Source organism: uncultured Sneathiella sp., from assembly GCF_963976355.1.
In the GTDB taxonomy this organism is placed as follows: domain Bacteria; phylum Pseudomonadota; class Alphaproteobacteria; order Sneathiellales; family Sneathiellaceae; genus Sneathiella.
This window is the reverse complement of sequence record NZ_CAXBKA010000011.1, coordinates 1-16,172: the sequence shown is the minus strand read 5'-3', so window position 1 is coordinate 16,172 and position 16,172 is coordinate 1. Positions and strand designations below refer to the sequence as shown.

21 protein-coding genes are annotated in these 16,172 nt (G+C 49.9%); 12 read left to right on the top strand and 9 right to left on the bottom strand.

The genetic code is table 11. The annotated features are described in order from the left end of the window. Positions 1-3: 3 nt before the first annotated feature. Positions 4-741 carry a ParA family protein gene (locus AAC599_RS18465; protein WP_340151880.1) on the bottom strand — a complete coding sequence of 246 codons (738 nt, stop codon included), beginning with the start codon at positions 739-741 and terminating at the stop codon, positions 4-6. A gap of 492 nt (positions 742-1,233) precedes the next feature. Here AAC599_RS18465 and AAC599_RS18460 point away from each other — a divergent pair, with 492 nt between their 5' ends. From AAC599_RS18460 to AAC599_RS18440, 5 genes are all read left to right on the top strand, one after another. Continuing rightward, positions 1,234-1,599, top strand: coding sequence for a hypothetical protein (locus AAC599_RS18460; RefSeq protein ID WP_340151879.1), 366 nt, complete (start codon positions 1,234-1,236; stop codon positions 1,597-1,599). An 856-nt stretch (positions 1,600-2,455) separates the two neighbouring features. Beyond that, positions 2,456-3,193, top strand: coding sequence for a hypothetical protein (locus AAC599_RS18455; protein ID WP_340151878.1), 738 nt, complete (start codon positions 2,456-2,458; stop codon positions 3,191-3,193). 3 nt (positions 3,194-3,196) lie between these two features. Then, on the top strand, positions 3,197-4,573 hold the full coding sequence (locus AAC599_RS18450; protein ID WP_340151877.1) for a hypothetical protein: 1,377 nt from the start codon (positions 3,197-3,199) through the stop codon (positions 4,571-4,573). 245 nt (positions 4,574-4,818) lie between these two features. Beyond that, entirely contained in the window at positions 4,819-5,667 is an 849-nt protein-coding gene (locus tag AAC599_RS18445) for a hypothetical protein (protein ID WP_340151876.1), read from the top strand. Positions 5,668-5,805: 138 nt separating this feature from the next. Next, positions 5,806-6,189, top strand: coding sequence for a hypothetical protein (locus AAC599_RS18440; RefSeq protein WP_340151875.1), 384 nt, complete (start codon positions 5,806-5,808; stop codon positions 6,187-6,189). Positions 6,190-6,261: 72 nt separating this feature from the next. Here the strand turns inward: AAC599_RS18440 and AAC599_RS18435 are convergent, their stop codons facing one another. The 6 genes from AAC599_RS18435 to AAC599_RS18410 form a co-directional block, all read right to left on the bottom strand. After that, positions 6,262-7,002: a hypothetical protein gene (locus AAC599_RS18435; protein ID WP_340151874.1), complete on the bottom strand. Its 741-nt coding sequence runs from the start codon at positions 7,000-7,002 to the stop codon at positions 6,262-6,264. An 11-nt stretch (positions 7,003-7,013) separates the two neighbouring features. Next, positions 7,014-7,727 carry a hypothetical protein gene (locus AAC599_RS18430; protein WP_340151873.1) on the bottom strand — a complete coding sequence of 238 codons (714 nt, stop codon included), beginning with the start codon at positions 7,725-7,727 and terminating at the stop codon, positions 7,014-7,016. Between the two features lie 15 nt (positions 7,728-7,742). Beyond that, complete coding sequence (locus tag AAC599_RS18425) at positions 7,743-8,732, bottom strand: helix-turn-helix domain-containing protein (RefSeq protein WP_340151872.1); 990 nt, start codon at positions 8,730-8,732, stop codon at positions 7,743-7,745. Between the two features lie 291 nt (positions 8,733-9,023). Further along, entirely contained in the window at positions 9,024-10,127 is a 1,104-nt protein-coding gene (locus AAC599_RS18420; RefSeq protein ID WP_340151871.1) for a hypothetical protein, read from the bottom strand. Next, complete coding sequence (locus AAC599_RS18415; protein WP_340151870.1) at positions 10,124-10,609, bottom strand: hypothetical protein; 486 nt, start codon at positions 10,607-10,609, stop codon at positions 10,124-10,126. Before AAC599_RS18415 ends, AAC599_RS18420 begins: the two co-directional genes overlap by 4 nt. A 171-nt stretch (positions 10,610-10,780) precedes the next feature. Then, the gene (locus AAC599_RS18410; protein WP_340151869.1) at positions 10,781-11,191 is read right to left on the bottom strand and encodes a hypothetical protein; all 411 of its coding nucleotides are present in this window, start codon (positions 11,189-11,191) and stop codon (positions 10,781-10,783) included. 137 nt (positions 11,192-11,328) lie between these two features. On the opposite strand from AAC599_RS18410, the gene AAC599_RS18405 reads away from it, so the two are divergent. The 6 genes from AAC599_RS18405 (at position 11,329) to AAC599_RS18380 (ending at position 14,254) form a co-directional block, all read left to right on the top strand. Further along, positions 11,329-11,856 (top strand): hypothetical protein, encoded by a 528-nt coding sequence (locus tag AAC599_RS18405; RefSeq protein WP_340151868.1) that lies wholly within the window; start codon positions 11,329-11,331, stop codon positions 11,854-11,856. Positions 11,857-11,964: 108 nt separating this feature from the next. Next, on the top strand, positions 11,965-12,288 hold the full coding sequence (locus AAC599_RS18400) for a type II toxin-antitoxin system PrlF family antitoxin (protein ID WP_340151867.1): 324 nt from the start codon (positions 11,965-11,967) through the stop codon (positions 12,286-12,288). 65 nt (positions 12,289-12,353) lie between these two features. Beyond that, positions 12,354-12,731, top strand: a complete 378-nt coding sequence (locus tag AAC599_RS18395; RefSeq protein ID WP_340151959.1) for a type II toxin-antitoxin system YhaV family toxin — start codon at positions 12,354-12,356, stop codon at positions 12,729-12,731. A 17-nt stretch (positions 12,732-12,748) separates the two neighbouring features. Continuing rightward, complete coding sequence (locus AAC599_RS18390) at positions 12,749-13,072, top strand: hypothetical protein (RefSeq protein ID WP_340151866.1); 324 nt, start codon at positions 12,749-12,751, stop codon at positions 13,070-13,072. A gap of 80 nt (positions 13,073-13,152) precedes the next feature. Further along, on the top strand, positions 13,153-13,365 hold the full coding sequence (locus AAC599_RS18385) for a hypothetical protein (RefSeq protein WP_340151865.1): 213 nt from the start codon (positions 13,153-13,155) through the stop codon (positions 13,363-13,365). A 520-nt stretch (positions 13,366-13,885) separates the two neighbouring features. Then, positions 13,886-14,254 (top strand): helix-turn-helix transcriptional regulator, encoded by a 369-nt coding sequence (locus AAC599_RS18380; RefSeq protein WP_340151864.1) that lies wholly within the window; start codon positions 13,886-13,888, stop codon positions 14,252-14,254. A gap of 293 nt (positions 14,255-14,547) precedes the next feature. On the opposite strand, the gene AAC599_RS18375 is transcribed toward AAC599_RS18380, so the two are convergent. Continuing rightward, a complete protein-coding gene (locus AAC599_RS18375) occupies positions 14,548-15,048 on the bottom strand; it encodes a helix-turn-helix transcriptional regulator (protein ID WP_340151863.1) in 501 nt (166 codons plus the stop codon). Positions 15,049-15,445: 397 nt separating this feature from the next. Here AAC599_RS18375 and AAC599_RS18370 point away from each other — a divergent pair, with 397 nt between their 5' ends. Beyond that, positions 15,446-15,625, top strand: a complete 180-nt coding sequence (locus tag AAC599_RS18370; RefSeq protein ID WP_340151862.1) for a hypothetical protein — start codon at positions 15,446-15,448, stop codon at positions 15,623-15,625. Positions 15,626-15,945: 320 nt separating this feature from the next. Here AAC599_RS18370 and AAC599_RS18365 read toward each other — a convergent pair. Further along, a partial coding sequence (locus AAC599_RS18365) for a hypothetical protein (protein ID WP_340151861.1) occupies positions 15,946-16,172 on the bottom strand: 227 nt, incomplete at its 5' end.

The following is a 16,172-nucleotide window of genomic DNA, read 5'->3' as shown; positions in this document are numbered from 1 at the left end:
AGTTTACTCCTTTGCGTCCGCGGTTGCCTTCGCAGCGTCTGTCGCCTCATCAGTTTCCGAGCCATATGACGGGTCTTTAAGAACAGCGATCAGCTCCGCAGCAAGAGCGTGGAGGACTTTGAGTGCACCTTTGAGGTTTGGCGCTTCTTCATCCGTCAGACTGTAAATTGATCGACCCTCCCCTACGAACACCTTGAAAGCTTCCAGATTGTTGAATTCGGCTTTCATGAACGGAAGTTTCCGTTCGCGGAGCTGCTCGTATGCCTTACGGAGTGATCGTGGTGTAATAGCTTGGCTGGTGCGTGTGAACAGAATACGGAAAGGAATTTCGCGCCGCTGAAGCTTAGATTGACTTCTTATCAATCCAAGGGTTTTCGCGGCTTCTTTGTGGTCAAGGCTCGATCCTTGGCTTGGGACAATGACGAGGTCTGCACTAGCGATTGCCATTGCCACGCCGAGGTTTGCTGAACCTTCCATGTCAGCGAGAACAATATCGTGTATCTCTCGCATTTTATCGAGAGTATCGAAGACTTCGGTGTCGGAAACTTTTGGTGTCGCGGTGATGTTTTCTACCGGATTTTCCGACAACCACTCTATGACGGGTTGGTTGGGATCATTGTCAAGAATTCCGACATTCAGGCCACTTTTTGCCAATGCAGAAGCTATGGCCATTATGTAAGAGGATTTCCCAACGCCACCTTTTGAACTAGCAACAGCGACAATCTTTCCTAGCTCTGCCATTTGGCCATCTCCGTAAAATGAGGATAACAGTCATCTGAATTGTGTCCGATGACTGTTAGATATCTTAAGCGAAAACAGTTATCGCATATTTATACGATAACAGACATCAAATAACAAGGCGATAACTGTTAACATATATTTGTTCGATGACCGTTATCAGTTGATCTAGCAGATTTAAATTCCTTGCTATCCGATAGCCGTCATCGAAAACCTGTTTAACTCCCGAACACCGGGAACATGAACGCATGATGCTTGTCTTTTCAACCCGCTCGAGGTTCCTGGGGATAGAGTATTTCCGATAACAGTTAACATACTCTTTATAGATAACCGTTATCGGTTGCATATACGATAACGGTTATCGCTCATATACAGGATGACAGTCATCGCATTTCTTTGCGGTCAACAAATAAAGTGCCTCAGTCATCATTATCAATTGCTATTAGTGCCTGAGGCATTATAGTGCCAAGTAGAAAGTGACTGAGGCATGGTGAAATGACGGTCGAAAAATCCGTATCTGAAAATGCATACAGCATTACAGCCGATGAGCTGTTGGCCATTGGGCTTACGCTCAATGATGGTATGGAGCGCGGTTGGTTGCGCACATTGGCCATGCTGCTGAAGAAAAATCCGTCAGTGGTGTCAAAGTGGAAAAAGGAAATTCACCGGGTTTCTCATGATGATGTTCAGCATATGCGCTTGTTGGTCTTGCTCAAAGAGGCGGGCGTCCTGCAGGCAAGCTTGATCGCTGCCAGATCGAAAGTTGCTCTAATCGATACCGCCACGCAGGAAGGGCAGGGGAGGGCGGTGCGCCGGTCTGCTCGCGATGAGATTGCACAAGCATTAGGGAAGGTGCGGTGAATTGCCAGAAAGCGTAAAAATCACGGTGTGTCTGGCCACCCAGAGATCAGGAGAAAGGTGACTGAATTTCTCAAGATTACCGTTGAATACCAATTTCTCGACGGCCACAGGAAGCGCAAAGACCCGACTGCAAGCGGGTGGCGCTTACGAAGTGGCTTCTATTTCAATGTGACCGAGGACATTCGCAAGTAGCAGATCAAGCTCTCCGAGCTTATCGAGCGTCGCCCACTGCGCAACGTGCGTGCAATTTTCGGCACTGATTCATGTGCGAAAAATGACGACGTTTTCGTGCGTTGATTGTGAACACATTTACATTCACAAAAAGGTGCGTCGTTTGTCGTGCGATTTTATTGACGATTTTGTCAATTGCAGTTAAAACAATACTTGTGAGCTGAGGGATCGTTCGCTCTTGAGTGCGCTCTCGAGTATAACCCCGCAGTCAAAGATATCAAAAGGAAGCCGGTTTGCAGGTAACTGCAGGCCGGTTTTCTTTTGTTCTATCCAACCATCATGAACTTGCAATGTTTGCGCAACGAACGTGCAATTGTTGGAGCCGATATACGTGTGAAAATTAACGACGTTTTCGTGCGCGCGGTGTGAGCAAAATTGCGTTCACTAAAATTTGTGTCGTTTGTCGTGCGTTTTTATTGACGGTTTTGTCAATTGCAGTTACAACAATTCTTGTGAGTTGCAGGATCAGTTCCCTCGCGCAAGCGAGAAAACCCTGCGGCAAAAGAATTAAGGCGGGTGGCTTCGGCTGCGCCGCCTTTCTTTTTGTTATTTACCGTTTTCCACATTAGCTTGCAATGAACTTGCTGTTCTGCTGATCTATCTGAGATAGCAGAAAGGCGGGGATATGAATTTTTCAAGACAGGCTGGTCCATATCTGGTGGACGGGAACGGGCAGGACTTTGTTTTCGCTCAAGCGCAAGGTTTGAAAGACCTTCTGTCTGCGCCAAGAATGGCTGTCTATATCCGGGAAGCCAAAGGCGATCCGGAACTGGCCTTTTGCTTGTATCGCTGGAATATTATTCTTAGTGAAAGCCTGTTGATGCCATTTCATTTTTTAGAAGTGGCTCTGCGTAATCGCCTGTCAGACCTTCTGAATGCCAGAACGAATGTGAGCTGGCCTATCCTGTCTACAGGTCAGCGATCCTGGTTAAACGGGGTAAACCCGATTCCCGGATTTCCCGCCAAGCCACAGTGGGATATCGAGAAAACGAGAAACAAGCTCAATCGAAGAACTGTGGGAAGAGCGGTTACCGCGGATTGTATTATCTCTCAAATGATGTTTGGTTTTTGGGTGAAGCTCTTTAACCATAATTGTGATCAGTTCCTTTGGACCGGCGGAGTCAGGTCGAACGTTTTTCCGTATGCGCCAGCCAATGTTGATCGGAACTATGCCAGGCAGCAGCTGGAAGATCTTCGAATCATGCGCAATAGAATCGCTCACCACGAGATCATTTTCACTAAGCGCCCCGTTGCCATAAACGATTTGATCGAGGAGATTTGTGGCTGGATGGATCCGGAGCTTTATCATCTGGTTCGGACGACTTCGGACTTCCGCAAGGTGAATGGCGGGAGGCCCCGGTAACAGATGGCACGGCCTGTTGGTAAGAGATATGACCATCCGCTTGGCGCCGATCATCCCCCAGTGACGCCTTCACGTATTCGCAGACTTGGCCGTGAAGCTCAAGTGCAGTTGATTGCGGAATGGTTTTTTTCCCTTCATCAGGATCCGGCCAACGGAACGCCATATAATGGTCGCGAGGGGGGATACCTTTACGTCCATGGCGGCCCCTATGATGCGCGTGAGCAGATTGAAGCCGAATTCAGCGATTATGTAGATGAAGACATAATTGAAGCGGCAACCGACTTCGTTGAAAGCGACGGGACGCTTGAATGGGCACCAGGCTCCAATCATCCGGATCAAATTGCTTATGACAGGGAAGCAGCAGCCTCTCTGGATGATCGCTTCTTTGATTTCAATGCCGGCTTTGAGCGAAGCCCGGTTGGTTCCCCAACGATAAGGGAGGGTGGCTTTTACGCGGCACCCTGGGATAAGGATGCAAGACTATCCCCCTCCGAAGTCCGCAATCTTTCGCGACAAAGACAAGAGCAGCTGATCGAACATTGGTTCTATCAGTTGTTTGAAGCGCTTTCCGACGACGTGTCTGATCCGGTAAATCAGCTTGAAGATGCTTTTCATCTGCGCCGGACATACAAAGCCGAAGACGCAATTTTTAACGAATTCGTCGAAATTGCAGATCCGGACGCCATTTCCGACGTCATTGCGAAAGTGAAAGCTTTCGCAGGTTCAGAATGGGGGCCAGGCCCTTACCACCCGGACCGGGCGGGGTTGGTGGCTGGCGACCGCCGGGCCCTTGATCCCGCCGAACTGGGCCTTCCTTTCGGCGAGCCGGTAACAGATCCGTTCGGCAAGAGGGATCCGATCGCCGATCATGCTCAAATCGATGCCAGGCTCGCGCGTGGGGTCCGCACATCCTTCGGGACGACCTATGAACGGGCTGTTCGTCGATCGACACTGGCCCATGCTGCAGATCTGCAAGCACTTCTTGCTAAACCCGCGACAACGAAAGCCAAGCATGGTGGCATCGGCCATAACCAGCCACCTGCAGAGGTCACGCTTGACGAAGAGCACAGTGAGCAACTGAAGGAAGCGGTTGAGACCATCAACGAAGAGCTCAACGCTGAACTTCGCAATGAGCAGCCGGACGTCCGTAAGGTGTCAAGTGCAGCGCGTGCCATCCAGTCGATCGGTAAATGGGTGGCCCAAAAGCTGGACATGACATTGGATGCATTTCTCAAAGCCATGGCAGCGGCGTTGGGAACAAGCGCTGCAGGAGCGTTAACAGCCGTTGGCCTGTTCGGCTATGACACGGTTATCCATAAGGCAATAGAGCTTTACCAGTCTGTCATTGATTGGCTAAATGCAGTCGTCCTGCCGATGTGACGTAAAACGCTGGAAACATCGTTCCAGCTTTTCATGTCTTTCCAGTTTAATACGTCATCAAATTCCCTGATTAGAAACGACTGGCAAACGTCGTTTAAGTGGGCTATCAAATCAGAGGGACCCGGTCCGAGCCTGCTGCAGAGCTGAAGCCGCGCATATCTGATCTACCATCGCCTATCCACCTGTTTTGTTTGTCGGGTTGGTAATCTGCAGTCAGCCAGACGGTTAAACAAAAGAGGTTAGCGATGAATGACCAGGTCCTCCGTCTCCTTTCCAGCAAAATCACCGATATCGACTTTCGCCGAGATCTCCGACAACAGCTGCGTGCATCTCCATTTTTGTCTGGGGCGAAAACGGGTTGGCTTGATGAAGCGATTGCCCGGGGATTTGGTTGCAAAAGTCATGCCGCACTTCTTGAGAGCACAGATCGTGACGTCAGGGAGATCTCGGATGTCGGTTTTCGGCATCGCATGATCGAATTCGGATTGGCTGTTCCTGAGAACCTGTTTCGCCAGAACGTTCTTAAGTTAATAGGTTGCAATTCTGATGCCAGTTATTCCGTGCCGTTACCGGTAAGTGTGAATGAGGCACAGGAAAGGTTACTTGAAGAGCTCGTGATGCACCCCGGCAACGTTCTTGTTTGTGGATCAGACCCGGATGCCAATTGTGCCATGCTGATCGAGCTGATCAGACTTAGTTGGCCCAACATGAAGCCTGCCTATATCCTCGCTCCGGAAGGGGATCACGCAGAATGGCTCAGGGGGGATGGTGCCTTTGTCAGTCATCTTCATGAGGATGAAGACAAACAGAGGGAACTATTCAATCACGTTTTAAGAATTCCAGGCCTCAGATGTGTCGTCGATGGAATCACCCAAGCGACGCTCCTGCAGACCCGCTCTCACATGCGAACAGGAATATCTTGTCTTGTTTCCATGGCCCTTGCAAATCGGAAGGGTGGAATTGAGGGTGCGATCGACTTCTTTATGCAAGGGGCAAAGGTAGATAGTCTTCGCTTCTACCTGTCTGGAATAGTTCATGTGGAGCCAGTCGATGGCGCTGTTCTCATCATTGATATGAAGACGCAGCAGTTCTGAGTTTTCACCCCGTCTCTTGCATACAGTCGATCAATGATGTGTTTGGCTGGCCGACAACCCGATTTTCTAAAGTAGGTAACGCGGCCGGTCGGTAGAATGGTTCAGTAACCAAGACCATCTCAAACAATGGAGAAACAAATGATCGATCTGGCGAATTTATATCAGGCGGCGAGAGAGCTTCTGGTATCGCAAGGCAATAGGAGACCGGGTGAGTTGGAGATATGGCAGCAAGTCTTTTCTTCCCTTGCTAAGGATACGGCGGACTTTCGGTATTTAGACGTACAAGCTGAAGATCCTCCTAGAGAGTTTGCTCCTGTCACTTTGCATAGAATTGCGTATCGAGGGTTTATCATTGTCCTCAAGTTCGAGGGTTCCCGGCTTTCTTGCTGCTACCTTGATGATTACCCTACCTGCCGGTTTGATTCCATTGAGGAAATGTTCGCATGGATCCAAGAGCAGCTAAAAATGAAAAAAGGCCCGCCGGAGCCTGAGCCAGAAGATACCGGGCCGTCATTCCCTTGATCCAAAAACAAGATCCCCGGGCATCATCCCGGGGCTATTTCATTTCAGTCTCATAAAAGGATGGTTGTGGAATTATGCCGGCTGACTATTTGAAATATCTTCTGTTTCCAGAGCCTGCTTTGGGGCGATCAGGATATCCTTCGGATCGTAGCCTACCACGCCCGCCCCAGCCATTATCTTGCGCCGTCTTGGCAGATCCTCATGTATCTGTACTCGAAACACATTAAAGGCGAGGGCGCAGAAGGACGCAAACAGCGTCACACCAAAACCAAATGCCAGCAATTTGTCGATCATCTCGGGATCAGTCAGTTCTTCCAAGCTGGCTTCGCCGAAGTAAAAGAGTGCGAAGGTGATCAGTGCCGTCATTGTAAGGGTCCTGAGAGGAAGGAAGATTGCGTAGCGTATTCCTGGGGCGATCACACTGACGAGGTCGCCAATCCACTTTCTTGTATCTCGAAGGTGGCCAAGTTCGATTTCGGCGAGTTGAGCTGCTGTCATGGATCCCACTACTTTGCCGAAGTAAATCAGCTCGATAGTTTCCTCTTTACCATGCGCCATCATATGTCGGTGCCGATAGCAGCCCAGGGTACAGATCAGTAAAACCCAGATACCGAGTGACAACCAGCCCGGGATGAGCAAAAGCCACATAGATTTCTGGCCCATTGCGTCATTGATGCCGAGCAGCAAAACGGTAGCTACAGGAAGGGAGATCAACAGTGCGATAAGCCAATTTGGCGCGTAAGGGTGTATCTCCTCTTTGGCTTTGAAAAAAGTCCTGGTCAGGCCTTTGGTGAGGCTGGATAGATAATGCATTGCAATCTCCATTACATGTTGCTTGGAGTTATGGGTTCGACAGGAACTGTCGTCATCTGCCTCAAAAAGAGGGTGATGGTGGCGATGTCCTGGTCGATTTTGCGACGTTGTTGCCAAATCTCGCCAAATGACGTCTGACAGCGCAGCGTCCAGACAAAGTCACCGCCAGGATCCTGATCGTTAGCAAAAATGGGCCTGAAGGATCCGGTCAGTGACCAGCAGTTATTCAGATCATCTGAGTGTAGAAAGTTCGAAAACTGCTGCATTTGGCTGGGGTTCTCGGATCTGAACATCACATAGGGCCCGGTCCTCTGAAATTCAGGCTTTACACCGGAGAAATACGGACGCAGATGTCCCTGGCACGAATACAGGGTCTCACTGCCAGAAAGTTGATTGAGCGCATCACAAACCGGAGCAATTCTACGTTCGATCACTCGGTCAACCTGCCGTGGGTCCCAACCCGTCCAGTTCTTGAGCGCCTGATACCCTTTTAACGTGATGGGTTCGAAGTGATGAAGATCTGCCCAAACCTGTATAGCGGTCAGTGCAAGCCAGCACAGCAGAGGAGCCGCAAATCCAAACCGAACACCAGCGAGATCAGCCAGCATAAACATTACCATAACGATCAGGCCGTTTTTGAGGTGATAAAGGGCAAGTTCAACCAGTGGCGGCAAAGGCGAAACCTCGGCGGTAACAGCATTCCTGATAGATGTTTTGATCATCATGAGGGTCCTTTGTGACTATGGCGCCACGGTCAGCTGCAGGCCGTGTTTGCGGCAACAGGAGGAGAGAAGTTCGTGGAAGCGGTTGCGCAACTGATCGCGGACCAACGGGGATTGTGGCGTAAGTTCGATGAGCCCATCGCCGATGCACGCAGTGATCTGTTTCAACCAGGAGAAGGGAAGGGGGCAGTCGAGCAAAGGATGGCGAGCGAAGTCTTGCGCGATCGATGCCCAGACATCCGGAACATTGCCGAGCAATTCCACACTATCGCCCGGCTGGGGAGCTGCTTGGGTTGTACCTATTGCTTGCAAAATGTCCAAAAGAGCTGTTCGGGGCAGGGTTCGATTGCCACTGGAGACCTCGTTCAGTCTGTCGTTGACCGCATCGATGCCGGCACGGCTGACGGCGATATCGACATGTTGCCGGGCGCTGGCGTTGGTCCATGGGTCCCGTGACAGCTGCTGCCAGCGTTTTGTCACCACTTCAATCAGCTGTTGTTCTGAAATGTCGCCAGCAGTGTCAATGTTGTCGGCGGGCGTTGTCCTTCCATCCGTATTCCTTATATCCGTGTTCTTAAAGAAGGAACCGGAATCTGATACCGGTGCAGAACCGGTATCTGTTGCCGCTTTAGAACCGGAATTCACACCCGCTTTTGGCTTTGCACCTGCTTGAACCTGTTCTTTGGGGGGTACCTTGCTGTCAACACCGAGCAGCTCGTAGGTATTACGGTTCCGCATAAAGCCAGTAGCGTGTGAATTCTTTTTGACCAATTTGCAATTGATCAGCTCATTGATTGCATTTCGAACAGTACGCTCGTTTAGCTGGGCTGCTGCGGCGATGGTCGACAATTTGGGAAAGCAAGCCAATGTCTTGTCATTTACGAAACTCACCAGGACGCAAGCGACCAGTCGAGCAGATGCAGATAACTCTTCTGCCTTGAACACATTTGCCTGCAGCCAGCTAAATCTGTTAACGGCCGATGTGGAAGGTGCGTGAACTGTTTTCATTTTATAGTGCCTCAGTCATATATTAGGGGTTGATCTCTACCGTTCACGCCCTATATACTCAGGCATGTTCGGTCGCTTCTCGCAGCAACGGGGACGGTCAACACCAAACAAGCCGGGCTTGTGCCGCTGAAATGAAGGCGAGCAAGTTCGTTCAGACAAAAACTTCTGTCTGGCGAATAAGCAAAGACCCAACATTCAGCACCAGCAGAAGACTGGTCTGTTGAAAGAGTTGCCGCTCTTTTCTTGGATTTCTAGGCCCCGCTGAAAAGCGGGGCCTTTGCTTTTAAGGGCTCATAGATACCTCTCGACAGTCGTGATGGTTTCCGTGATCCAGGCATCCGTGCCCGGGGCTGGTATAGGGTCCGCGAGATCCCAGCCCTTTGGTAAGGGAGTCTCGCTCACAGACCTCCATGTGCGCTGTGGATCAGCGACATAGAACTCTGGCCATGGGGAAAGCTGAGACAGCAATTTCCCAATCTTCTCCATGGCCAGCATTCCCGGTCGATACAGCTTGCTGTTAACATCATCGGCGTCTGGCCATCCTATAACCACCTTGGGGGTGTTCGATTGTGATGTCAGGGGAGACCAGTCCACGTGAGCAATCCTCTCGACCCCTCCATACCATGTTGTTGCCATGTCAAAGCCTGCTAAGGGCCCTGTCTGGCGTGCTATCATGGCTTGGGCAGCTTCACGGGTTGTTTCACCTTCAACCAGCAGAATGCGTGAGGCCTGTAGCAGAGTCGGGGCGTCAAACAGGGGCTGAGGCTGGGGGAGGCCTGCATTATGCCAGGCTTCCCATTGCAGGCCAGTTTTCCTGTTGCGCAGTTTGCACCATGTCAGGGGTAAAGGGATTTTCTTAAACTCACCTGTTTCCTTGTCCTTGAATTCCAGACGGTAGGAATAGCCAAGGATCTCGCCAGATGCTTTGCGCCAGGGCCAAATGCCTTTCACAGCATGGCGATGGCGTTCTGGAATGGTGGGGCTTGTTTCCGGGGCAGGGGTGATGACCTCAATAACCTCGATGGGTGTCTCTGGGCCATCCCCCCGCCTCCGTCTGCCGTGCTCGTGTCCTTGAACGGCTTGTGGCCGTTCGCTGACGGGCAGTTTAAGAAAATCTCTTGCCAGCTTGATGGCTTCTGTCTGGTTGCCATCTGAGTAAGCGACGAAAACATCATAGATTCCGCGCAGTCCCCGATCACCAGACGCATAATCCTTGCCAACAAGTTTCTTGCAATTGAACTTGAAAGAGCCATCCTTTTTGGGAGAGGGGGCTTTGCCGAAAACATCGCCGCAGCAAAATTGATGGCGGATCATCCGGCCGTTGGGCATTAACCACGTCAGGGCGCTGGTCGGGTCCTGGTTAAGCCGGTCCTTGATATCTTCAAGCGTTGTCATGGGCGCGGCTCATTTGGTGTCACGATCCGCAATCCCTGCTCAACAATCCGGCTCATCAACTGTGCAGCGCTGATCGAGCTGTCGGCGTTGGAAAGGACTTCCTTGAGGCGTCGGTCAACAGACTGATGAATGTGTCCGGCAAGCGGCTTGTAACCATTGATTTTAAGCGATCTTTGCTCGCGCGTCTGATCGCAGACATCGGTGTCGGTAAAAATCACACCGGCTTCTTCATATGTTTTGCGCAGATGCAGGGCGATATTCTCACCAACCAGTTGGCCATTCTCAATTTTAACGATCGTGCGATAATCAAGGCCTTTATCCGCTGGATTACGGGCTTGGCGCCACGCAGTACAGGCTTCTGAAGTTTGCTTGTAAGACCAGTCGAGAATAGCGATGCGTGCCCGCCTTGCCATGATTGGCGAAAGCGTTGCCAATTGATGGGATAGTCGATCTGGCTTGGGCATCGTTGGTCTGGCTTTCATGAGACACCTCTCTCTTGCAGAAGTATAGGCATAGCGAAATGAATATTGTGTTGCAAGACGTAATGGGCGGAATTGGATGATTGATAATGAAATGTTCTACTGTTTCTTCGCTGTATCCCTGCGGTTCCCTTGTGGTTGCGAGAACTTGAGCACGATTGAAACGCCCGATACTTATAACGGGTTAGGCGGTTTAGAGATGTCAGGCGGATGATTTTGGGGATTCGAATCGTCCGAATCCTCAATATCGACAGAATCGAGCAACCCGGTTTCACTTTCAAAGAGAATGACCCCCAATGCGCGCCCGGCAACAAACGATATCTTGGAACCTTTCGTTCCAGGACCACGCTCGTATTTATTGATGATGGAACGCGACGCCGGGATGTTAAACTCGGCAAGTGCGTGTGCGAGATCTCGCTGGGAAAGCCCGAGCTTTTCGCGCCGATCACGCAAAGATGCCGCGATCAGGCTTTCCAGCTCGGATATGGGCAGGTCTGATAATGGACTTGATCGCGTGTGCACTGTGCAGCCCCATCCGTGGTTACTGATTGTTCCAATGATGGGGACTAAAAACCCAACAGTCAACTTCTATTGTCCCAATAGGCATTGCAAGTTGGTCCGGCTATGGTTTCGAAATGGTGCGTAATCTTACAATTGATGAAATACAAAACCTTGTGGACCAAGGGCTTAGGCGTACAGGGCTTTCGCAGCACAAGGCATCAATGCTTGCTACAGGCAAGAGGGACGCATTGCGCGCAATCGGCTATGGCAAAATGCCGTCTGTCGATCGCTGGCAAGCTATTTGCCATGTTCTGGGCATTCCGTTCCATACTGGATTCGGTGCCGGGGCGTCAGACAGCCAAATTCTCTGCCATCAGATACTCGGCGCGAATGGTCTGGAAGACGGTGAAGGGCAAAATCGTCCCGATCTTCCCGTGTATCTGACAGGTGGGCGTTGGCATGTCATCGAGATCGGGGAAGATGGCTGTGCCGGGGGCTGGCAACCGGGAGATCGTCTTTTCTTTGAGGAAGCTGATCCTTTGGCTCAAATGCCCGAACGTCTGATCGGGCTTTGGTGTCTTGTCGAGATGCCAGCCCCCGAGTCACGCCAGTTGCTCGGAAGATGCCGCCGATCCGATGATGGAAACAGTGCGCACATAAATCTCGAAGATCCGGCAGGCGGCCCCACACGCACCAATCTCAAGCCCTTGAAAACCAGCCCTTTGCGTCTGGTCGTGCCAAAGGTGTGACGGCGAAATGTGTAATAAAATACACAATTTCTTATTGACGGTTGTGTCATTAAGCGTAAATTGAGCGGATGAGTAAGGAATATTTCTTACCTGTTGAGGTATGTGTAAATGGCAGTGCTTGAAGAAATTGCAACGGTAACATCCAAGGGGCAGTTCACGCTCCCGAAGCCTTTGCGTGATGCCCTGGGCGTTACGAAGGGCGCGCGACTGGTTTGCTCATTCAACTCAGATGAGGGATCCATTTTGCAGATCAGAAAGCAAGAAACTGTCCACAGTGACCCTGCGATTGCGGCTTTTCTTGATCTTCTGGAGGCAGATATCGCAAATGGGAATATCTATGCCATGCCGGTCGCGCTTGAGCGAAGCATGCAGGCAGCGGCGACGCAGGATGTCGATTTCGATGAGGTCATTGAGGGTGATGTTGCGCTTTGAGCAAGGTGACTTTGACCGAGGTGAATGGATGGAAAGTTCTTTTCCATCCCCTGATCATCGATCAGATGCAGAAGCTTAAGGTCGCTCAGACTGGGGTTCCTCCGACCAATGCAAATGCGAAGCTGTATACTGCGATCTCCAGGTTGATCTATGAGATCATACCCAATAATCCAGGCGGCCCAGAGTTCCGTCAGGGAAAGACCTTATCAAGCGCGTACAAACATTGGCGCCGCGCCAAGTTCTTTGGCCGGTTTCGCCTGTTCTTCCGTTATGACAGTCGATCAAAAACAATTGTCTATGTCTGGGTAAACGACGAGAACACGTTACGTCAAAGCGGGGCAAAAACAGATGCTTATGCTGTTTTCAAGGGCATGCTGAATTCTGGAAACCCGCCGGACACATTTGCCAAGCTAATGAGCCAATCCAAACCAATGCCGAAATAGATTGATGGGAGAGTCAAATGTCTCTTGATAAATTCAAATCACGGCTCTTCAAGATGGACGGGATTGACAACAATAATCCGATGTTCAATTGCATTGTCACATATACGTCAAAGCACGGCACGGTGAGTGATAATACGTCTGCGCGAATGGATGTGGACACGATGAGTCATGGAAAGATCCATTTGGATGAAACAGATAAATTGACCAGTGACGATTATCATCTGGATTTTTCAGAAGACTGGCAGACGTACTCGTCAACGACTGATGGACTCAAAATTACCGGCAAGTCACCCAAGATGGGCGCTTACACTGTTATCATTGTGCCGACATCAGCCAAATAAATGTTCAGGACAACAGGACTTCCAGCCTCATGCCGTTAACATCGATATCCAATGGTAAGGCGCAAGAAGGAACTTGAAAAATGAGCAAGCATAATGGTTCTTCCTTTGATGATTTTCTGGAACACTATCTGGCCCGTTTCAACCGGAGTGCTGACCTTATTGAAGCAAAGCTTGATGCGATTGCTCCTGATCTGATCGATAGGGCGCTGAACAAGGCAATAGGTCTTTTGCTGATAGGAATTGCTGTCTTGCTCAGTCTGGTTCCGATCGTAATCGCTTTTCGTATCACCTGAAGCCGTTCACCGCCTCCTGACAGTCCTTGGTGTAAAGTTTACTTAAATATGCGAATGAAGAATAAAAACTGCGAAAACGTGCAATTAAATGTGCGAATTAATGGCAGTAGATGAGGCTTTACCCAGCGACAACACACCAGAAGCTACTAATGTGAGACTCATTGCAATCCTCGGAAATGTGCACAAAATATGAGACTGACTGTCCAATTTATTGAAATACACAGCTTTTGTGTAAATGTAAACAAATTATGAGACTGGAAAATAAAATATGAGACTATGTTTTTAAGTGATTGAAAAGAAAATTATATTCATCAAATCAGCCTGATTTTGCGGTCAAGGAAATGAGTATCATTTGGCTCCAACCCCTTGTAGGTCGGCATATCATTTTGGAATGCCGTCTGATTTTAATTTATCTCTGCTGGTGGGAGACTGATCTTTTGAGCAGGGTATTGGCAGTGTGTAAAACATAGCTTTGAAAGCTCGGCTTGTCGTGATGCAAACTGTCACAGGAAACCGGATCATGTCTAAACTTGACTACCAGATCGCTTCCACCCATCAGATTCATCAGGATATTTCAGAACGACTGAATCGATATCGCATTCATCTTGAACTTACCCAGCAGGAACTCGCCGATGAAGCCGGTATATCTGTTCCAACCCTCAGCCGATTGCTCAATGGCAAGGGCGCCACACTCGATACATTCTTGCGCGTTCTCAAGGCAATGAACCTAGTTGAGGCAATGGCAGCCTATATTCCGGAACCACGTGACAGTCCGTTTGCGCCACGTCGTGCTCGACCGATTGCGGATCGCCAGCGTGTTCGTGGCAAGAGTGAACCGCCTGTTTGGAGAGGTTTCGATGATACCGCTCCGATATTCGATGATGATTAAATGCCAGCAAGCCGCATCCGAGCAACGAGGCTTTGACGGGTAGGTATCTGACAACGATTCTGCAGGCGCTCTGACAAGCTATTAGACACCCGATTTAATATATCAACATTGATACGTTAATGTTAAAAACCCTAGTTAATATATCAAAATTGATGTGTTAGTGTTTGGGATATTACCTTATTAGCTTCTCAAGAAACTGTCCGGCAGCGAGAAAACCTCGCGGCAAGAGATTAAGAGCGGGTGACTCCGGTTGCGCCGCTTTTTTATTCATATTGCTTCTACAATGGTGATGCCTATTTTTCGGATTTCCGCATATTGTAGCTTGATGCGGCTTTGATCAGCTCGAATATCCGGCTGCGCAATATTTCATCTTCGATGCCGTAATAGCTTCGAACCAGCTCCAGCGTTTCACGGCGCTGCATCGGGTCTTCGCGCGAGACGACGGAACGGGTGACGGTTTCAAGACGTTCGTGGATTGATGTGTCGGTCAGATCTGGTGGCAATAGGTCAAAGAAATAGCTCACCGGTACCCCTAGAGCCTCTGCGATGTCGTATAGGCGCGAAGCGCTGATCCGGTTGGCGCCACGTTCGTACTTTTGAACTTGTTGGAACGTAGTACCAATAAGCGTGGCAATTTCAGCCTGTCCCATGCCTTTTAGCATGCGTAATTCCCTGAATCTTCTTCCAACATGAAGATCGATCGGATGCGGACCGGATGCTTTGGTTGTGCGTCGCCCGTTGCGCCCTGGGTTTTGCTGCGTATGTTCTGCACGCTTCTGGTTTTTAGAAGGCATTTTCTGGGACGTCTCGCATTTCGTGATTGTGTGGGTAAGACTAGAACCGGATTGATCATCGGCTTTCTGTCATGTACGGCAAGAAACTTTTCCATTGGCCGAACCCGATCTCCCATCTGGTGAAAGAGCGTAGCATCAATCAAACACTTGTAGCGGTGTTTTTGGGGATAACACATGCTGGGAAGTGGCTTACGTGTGAAGTGCTTTGGAAGGACAGAGAAGCTGCGTCCTGTGTGGGATCTAATTCCTGCCTCCCCCGAAAAGAATCAGATTCGGTCAGCGCATCGGCAATAACGAAAAATTCTTTCATTCATGCGGACTAGAATTTCCGGGGCCGGCCGACATCAAGGCCGGTGGAACGTCTCGGGGGCAATCCCTCACATCTTTGGAGATAGACATGGTTATAAATCACAATGACCTGACCCGGCGTATTGAAACCCTCCTCCTGGATCTTCGTCAGGCAGAAACCAGCAATGCGGTTTACCGGGAGCCAGCACTGTATCTGCATACGGCGCAAAAAGCCCTCGGCTCAATTGCGGATCAAGACACGAAGGACAAAAATCGCTTTGCGTCATAGAAAAAAACTTGGTTGGACCGCAAGCATGTGCGCCGTTGAGGGGGAACTAAGGAGTTCCCCCTCTTCCCAAGCTCACTGAAGGTTTCGTATTTTAAACTACCGTCAGCTAATCATTGCGTCAGCGACGCGGTATCAATCACAAAGCGATATTTCACACTGATTTTATCATTACCGACAGCACTGCGCACGGAACTGATTGAAGGTAAGTCGAGGGCGCTCGCCCCGCCATTTCCATGACAAAGACAAATGAATCACAAGCAACGGATATCACTCAAATAACATTTATCTCGGCTCTGACACTTCGAAAGGATGTTTGACAGTTAGACTGCTCGAACAGAACTCAGGAATGCTTGCACTTTCTCACGCAGTTTGTCTGTTTCATGTAACAAACTGCCCGAAGCATCTAATACTTGTTCAGCTGCCCCACCTGTCGAAACCGCAGCTTCATTCACACTAATAATACTACTAGTGACTTCGGTGGTCCCCCCAGCAGCTTCTTGGACGTTGCGAGTGATCTCGAGTGTAGCAGCTCCCTGTTGCTCAACAG

Bases quoted from the DNA above. Each gene is read 5' to 3' on its own strand.
- AAC599_RS18370 (WP_340151862.1), top strand. From the start codon at position 15,446: ATGGTTATAAATCACAATGACCTGACCCGGCGTATTGAAACCCTCCTC.
- AAC599_RS18445 (WP_340151876.1), top strand. From the start codon at position 4,819: ATGAATGACCAGGTCCTCCGTCTCCTTTCCAGCAAAATCACCGATATC.
- AAC599_RS18450 (WP_340151877.1), top strand. From the start codon at position 3,197: ATGGCACGGCCTGTTGGTAAGAGATATGACCATCCGCTTGGCGCCGAT.
- AAC599_RS18460 (WP_340151879.1), top strand. From the start codon at position 1,234: ATGACGGTCGAAAAATCCGTATCTGAAAATGCATACAGCATTACAGCC.
- AAC599_RS18435 (WP_340151874.1), bottom strand. From the start codon at position 7,002: ATGCATTATCTATCCAGCCTCACCAAAGGCCTGACCAGGACTTTTTTC.
- AAC599_RS18415 (WP_340151870.1), bottom strand. From the start codon at position 10,609: ATGAAAGCCAGACCAACGATGCCCAAGCCAGATCGACTATCCCATCAA.
- AAC599_RS18405 (WP_340151868.1), top strand. From the start codon at position 11,329: ATGCTTGCTACAGGCAAGAGGGACGCATTGCGCGCAATCGGCTATGGC.
- AAC599_RS18440 (WP_340151875.1), top strand. From the start codon at position 5,806: ATGATCGATCTGGCGAATTTATATCAGGCGGCGAGAGAGCTTCTGGTA.
- AAC599_RS18375 (WP_340151863.1), bottom strand. From the start codon at position 15,048: ATGCCTTCTAAAAACCAGAAGCGTGCAGAACATACGCAGCAAAACCCA.
- AAC599_RS18395 (WP_340151959.1), top strand. From the start codon at position 12,354: ATGCAGAAGCTTAAGGTCGCTCAGACTGGGGTTCCTCCGACCAATGCA.
- AAC599_RS18390 (WP_340151866.1), top strand. From the start codon at position 12,749: ATGTCTCTTGATAAATTCAAATCACGGCTCTTCAAGATGGACGGGATT.
- AAC599_RS18430 (WP_340151873.1), bottom strand. From the start codon at position 7,727: ATGATGATCAAAACATCTATCAGGAATGCTGTTACCGCCGAGGTTTCG.
- AAC599_RS18425 (WP_340151872.1), bottom strand. From the start codon at position 8,732: ATGAAAACAGTTCACGCACCTTCCACATCGGCCGTTAACAGATTTAGC.
- AAC599_RS18400 (WP_340151867.1), top strand. From the start codon at position 11,965: ATGGCAGTGCTTGAAGAAATTGCAACGGTAACATCCAAGGGGCAGTTC.
- AAC599_RS18465 (WP_340151880.1), bottom strand. From the start codon at position 741: ATGGCAGAGCTAGGAAAGATTGTCGCTGTTGCTAGTTCAAAAGGTGGC.
- AAC599_RS18380 (WP_340151864.1), top strand. From the start codon at position 13,886: ATGTCTAAACTTGACTACCAGATCGCTTCCACCCATCAGATTCATCAG.
- AAC599_RS18385 (WP_340151865.1), top strand. From the start codon at position 13,153: ATGAGCAAGCATAATGGTTCTTCCTTTGATGATTTTCTGGAACACTAT.
- AAC599_RS18420 (WP_340151871.1), bottom strand. From the start codon at position 10,127: ATGACAACGCTTGAAGATATCAAGGACCGGCTTAACCAGGACCCGACC.
- AAC599_RS18455 (WP_340151878.1), top strand. From the start codon at position 2,456: ATGAATTTTTCAAGACAGGCTGGTCCATATCTGGTGGACGGGAACGGG.